At 38.9% G+C, this 3,558-nt stretch carries 5 protein-coding genes; all 5 read left to right on the forward strand.

The window, feature by feature from the left end; genetic code table 11:
* The first annotated feature begins 113 nt into the window (after window positions 1–113).
* The 5 genes from RB298_RS23575 to RB298_RS23595 all read left to right on the forward strand — a co-directional run bounded on the left by RB298_RS23575 (window position 114) and on the right by RB298_RS23595 (window position 3,466).
* Window positions 114–380: a hypothetical protein gene (locus RB298_RS23575; RefSeq protein ID WP_486048853.1), complete on the forward strand. Its 267-nt coding sequence runs from the start codon at window positions 114–116 to the stop codon at window positions 378–380.
* Window positions 381–444: 64 nt separating this feature from the next.
* Window positions 445–1,170, forward strand: a complete 726-nt coding sequence (locus RB298_RS23580) for an ABC transporter ATP-binding protein (protein WP_486048855.1) — start codon at window positions 445–447, stop codon at window positions 1,168–1,170.
* Window positions 1,167–1,859, forward strand: coding sequence for an ABC transporter permease (locus RB298_RS23585; protein ID WP_486048857.1), 693 nt, complete (start codon window positions 1,167–1,169; stop codon window positions 1,857–1,859). Before RB298_RS23580 ends, RB298_RS23585 begins: the two co-directional genes overlap by 4 nt.
* Window positions 1,860–2,010: 151 nt before the next feature.
* A complete protein-coding gene (locus RB298_RS23590; RefSeq protein WP_486048859.1) occupies window positions 2,011–2,781 on the forward strand; it encodes an ABC transporter permease in 771 nt (256 codons plus the stop codon).
* Between the two features lie 7 nt (window positions 2,782–2,788).
* Window positions 2,789–3,466: a response regulator transcription factor gene (locus RB298_RS23595; protein ID WP_164795965.1), complete on the forward strand. Its 678-nt coding sequence runs from the start codon at window positions 2,789–2,791 to the stop codon at window positions 3,464–3,466.
* Window positions 3,467–3,558 lie beyond the last annotated feature (92 nt).

Consider the following 3,558-nt stretch of genomic DNA (forward strand, 5'->3'; position numbering starts at 1 on the left):
AGCTTACACAGTTGTGATTTACGGAAAAGGGAATAAAAAACTAAATTAAACACAGCACTTAAATATTTTTCTGCATATGTTCCTCAATAACAGATATCTTGAAAGGTTGATAGATGATGATGATAGGCGGTCCTTTGCTTATTGCACTGCTTCCAGGTGTACTTGTACTTCTTGTAACCTGGCTGTTCAGAAAGATGAAGTGGAACAAGGGCATTAGAGTGATTCCTTCAATTCTAACCGTTATGGCTGCTGTTGTTCTCTTTTATATTGGTTATGTAGAAGTAAGAGGCTTTGAAGGTGTTGGCTACTTGTTTTTATCCGTATGTTTACTTTTGTTTGCAGCTGCAGCATTTATCATTGCCAAAAAACCTGTACGATAATTTTTATAAACTTTATAAATTCTTTATAAATCCCTCCTATACTACGTGTAGGGGGGGATTTAATATGAAAAATATCATTTTAGACGTGAAAAGCGTTTCGAAAAAAGTAAGACGCCGTCACTTAGTAAAAGAAGTATCATTTCAAATTAACGAAGGGGAAATATGCGGACTGCTAGGGCCAAACGGAGCTGGTAAAACGACTTTAATTCGTTTATTGACGGGATTGATTAAACCAACCGGGGGAGAAGTTTTTATTAATAACAAAACCATTCTTTCACAAAGAAAAGAAGCGCTGCAGAGTGTTGGCGCAATTGTGGAGTCGCCCATCTTTTTTCCTTATATGACGGGAAAAGAAAACCTGACAAATTTAGCTCGGCTGCATTCATTTCACACAAAGCAAGAAAGGCAACAAAAAGTAAAAGAAGTGCTTGATATTGTGGGATTAACCGGCAGAGAAAACGATAAAGTTCGAACGTATTCTCTTGGGATGAAGCAAAGACTCGGTATTGCTCAAGCGCTTTTAGGCGACCCGGACTTATTAATACTGGATGAGCCGGCCAACGGCTTAGATCCAATGGGCGTACGTGAACTGCGCGAGCTGCTTTTCACCTTAAAACGCGACTATAACAAAACGATTTTGATTTCTAGTCATTTGCTGGATGAATTACAGCGAGTATGTGATCAAATTGTTGTGATGAGAGAAGGAGAGCTAATGTGGGACGGCGCTTTAGATCAGTTAGCATCCGGTAAAAATCTTGAAGATGCGTTTGTAGAGCTGGTGTCACAATGAAGGAGCTGCTAGTAGCGGAGTGGGAAAGACTTTGGAAACGAAAAGTGACGTGGCTGACCTTTCTATTAGTGCCTGTGGTACTGTTAGTTGCTTCATCTTATCTCCAAAAACAAAACGGAGCACTCACAGTCGATTTACCGGAGTATACGTTTGCGGGAAACTTTCCTGTGCTGAGCTTAGCCGAAATGTTATTTACCGTTTTTAATGCCATGTTCTTAGTTTTTATTACGCTCGTTGTTACTGAAGAGTACCGGTCAGGACAGCTGCGAATGGTCATGATACGCTCGTATTCGTTTAAAGAAATCATCATCGCAAAAGCTATAGTGCTTCTGCTGTTTAATTTACTGTTTTTTATGACGTATTTTTGTATGAGCTATATGATAGGCTTTTTGCTGTTTGAACACCCGCAAAGCTACTTTGTGTTTTATCACAGTCATGCTTTTAGTATAAAAGCAGCGCTAGTATATAATCTTTCATTCTATGGATATGCCTATTTAACGACGATTGCGATATGCTGTGTGCTGTTTTTTATTTCGGTTATCAGCAAAACAACTACTACGGCTGTTGGAATTGGCGTTGCTTTTATACTAATCTCATTTTCGTATCCGACTTTATTAACGGGATTTAGGCAGTGGATGAGTGAAGAGCTTTTTGGACAGCTGTTTTTTACTTCTATACCGATGATTTAATGGCAGGGCATTACAGTCATGATGGCAGAAAAACCGCAGTTTGTAGGGTGGAATTTCGGTGTTTTAGGCTTTTATATTTTATTCTTTAGCGGTTTAACGTATGTAGCGATTCGGAAAAAAGAATCATTTTTATAAAAGGAGAGAAGAAACTATGACAGGACTTTTTATCAGTGAATTAGAGCGAACGTTTAAACGAAAAAAAACAGCGGTGGTACTAGGTGTGTACATAGGATTACTTGCTTTTATTTGGTTCATTTTCTTTCAAAGGGGAGGCATTTCGTTTTTTGATGCAGACCATGACGTGAAAATTGATTCTTTAAATGCAGCACCGCTGCTTCTTCGAGACCTATCGTTTGTAATTACGTTTATTATCATTCCTATGTTTGTGGCAGATAGTTTTAACGGCGAGTACACGTCCGGAGCGCTGCGTATGGTATTAATTCGACCGCATCATCGTTTGAAGCTGTTTTTTGTAAAGTGGACCGTTCAATGTTTACTAGTTTTTCTTATTTTGTGTATTACTTGGGTATGGGGGACGTGTCTTGGAAAAATAGCTATGCCTCATGTGAATGAAACGACGTTTTTAGGCGGACATACGTTAGGGACTCTAGGGGCGTTGCTGTATTCGCTCAAATTTTACGGCATTTGTTTTTGTATCTTTATAGCGGTTATTAGCATCGGGAGTATCCTGAGTGTTCTTATGCCTAATTCCATTTTATCTTACGTAGCAACTATTGGTGCTTTGATTGGAAGCGTGTATGTGTCAGATAAACTAAGCTTCTTTTTCTCCGTAACCGATTCTGTTTTTCATGAATTAAGTAAGTCTAACTCTGAATTTTTAGCAAACCTATTATTTCCAATTTTGCTCATTAGCCTTATAATAAACCTATTCGTGTGGAAAAAGAAAGAATGGGTAGGGTGAGCTGGAGATGAACCAAACAATTTTACTAGTGGACGACGAAAAAGACATTATTTCATTTATGAAAGATGCGCTGAGTGATGAAGGATATGAGGTGGTGTTTGCTTACGAAGGGCAGGAAGCTTTAAAAAAGTTAAAGATAAATCCAGACTTAATTGTGCTCGATGTGATGATGCCAGGTATGGACGGCTTTGCACTTTGTGAAATGATCCGAAAAAGCATATCATGCCCCATTATCTTTTTAAGCGCCAAACAAACGGAGCAGGACCGGATAAAAGGACTATTAGTGGGCGGGGATGATTATTTAGTTAAACCTTTTAGCATGAAGGAACTAAAAGCCCGCATTTATGCTCATCTGCGCCGAGAGCAGAGAATTAGCAGCAATTCCTATAACAGGCTTCACTTTGGAGAGTTAACCATCGATTTAAACGGCTATCAAATTTTACATAGCAATGAAGTCATTCCGTTTACTTCAAGAGAATTTGAGATTCTTCATTTTCTGGCTCTTCATCCAGGTCAAGTGTTTACACGTGAGCAGCTGTATGAAAAAGTTTGGGGCTATGACGCAGAAGGAGATTCGTCTACGATTACGGAACACGTGAAGAAAATTAGAGCAAAACTATTAAAATATGACGAAACACCTTATATCTCGACCGTTTGGGGCATTGGCTACAAATGGGTAAAATAAAAAAATGGATGAACCGGGCGACGTTAAAAGCGCAGTTTGTGTTATCCTTTCATTTGATTTTAGTGTACAGCCTGCTTGCGACGCTTTTAACG

Source organism: Priestia sp. BR_2, from assembly GCF_041954005.1.
In the GTDB taxonomy this organism is placed as follows: domain Bacteria; phylum Bacillota; class Bacilli; order Paenibacillales; family Paenibacillaceae; genus Paenibacillus_AQ; species Paenibacillus_AQ lautus_A.

Coding starts and splice junctions, on each gene's coding strand:
- RB298_RS23590 (WP_486048859.1), top strand. CDS start 2,011: ATGACAGGACTTTTTATCAGTGAATTAGAGCGAACGTTTAAACGAAAA.
- RB298_RS23595 (WP_164795965.1), top strand. CDS start 2,789: ATGAACCAAACAATTTTACTAGTGGACGACGAAAAAGACATTATTTCA.
- RB298_RS23575 (WP_486048853.1), top strand. CDS start 114: ATGATGATGATAGGCGGTCCTTTGCTTATTGCACTGCTTCCAGGTGTA.
- RB298_RS23585 (WP_486048857.1), top strand. CDS start 1,167: ATGAAGGAGCTGCTAGTAGCGGAGTGGGAAAGACTTTGGAAACGAAAA.
- RB298_RS23580 (WP_486048855.1), top strand. CDS start 445: ATGAAAAATATCATTTTAGACGTGAAAAGCGTTTCGAAAAAAGTAAGA.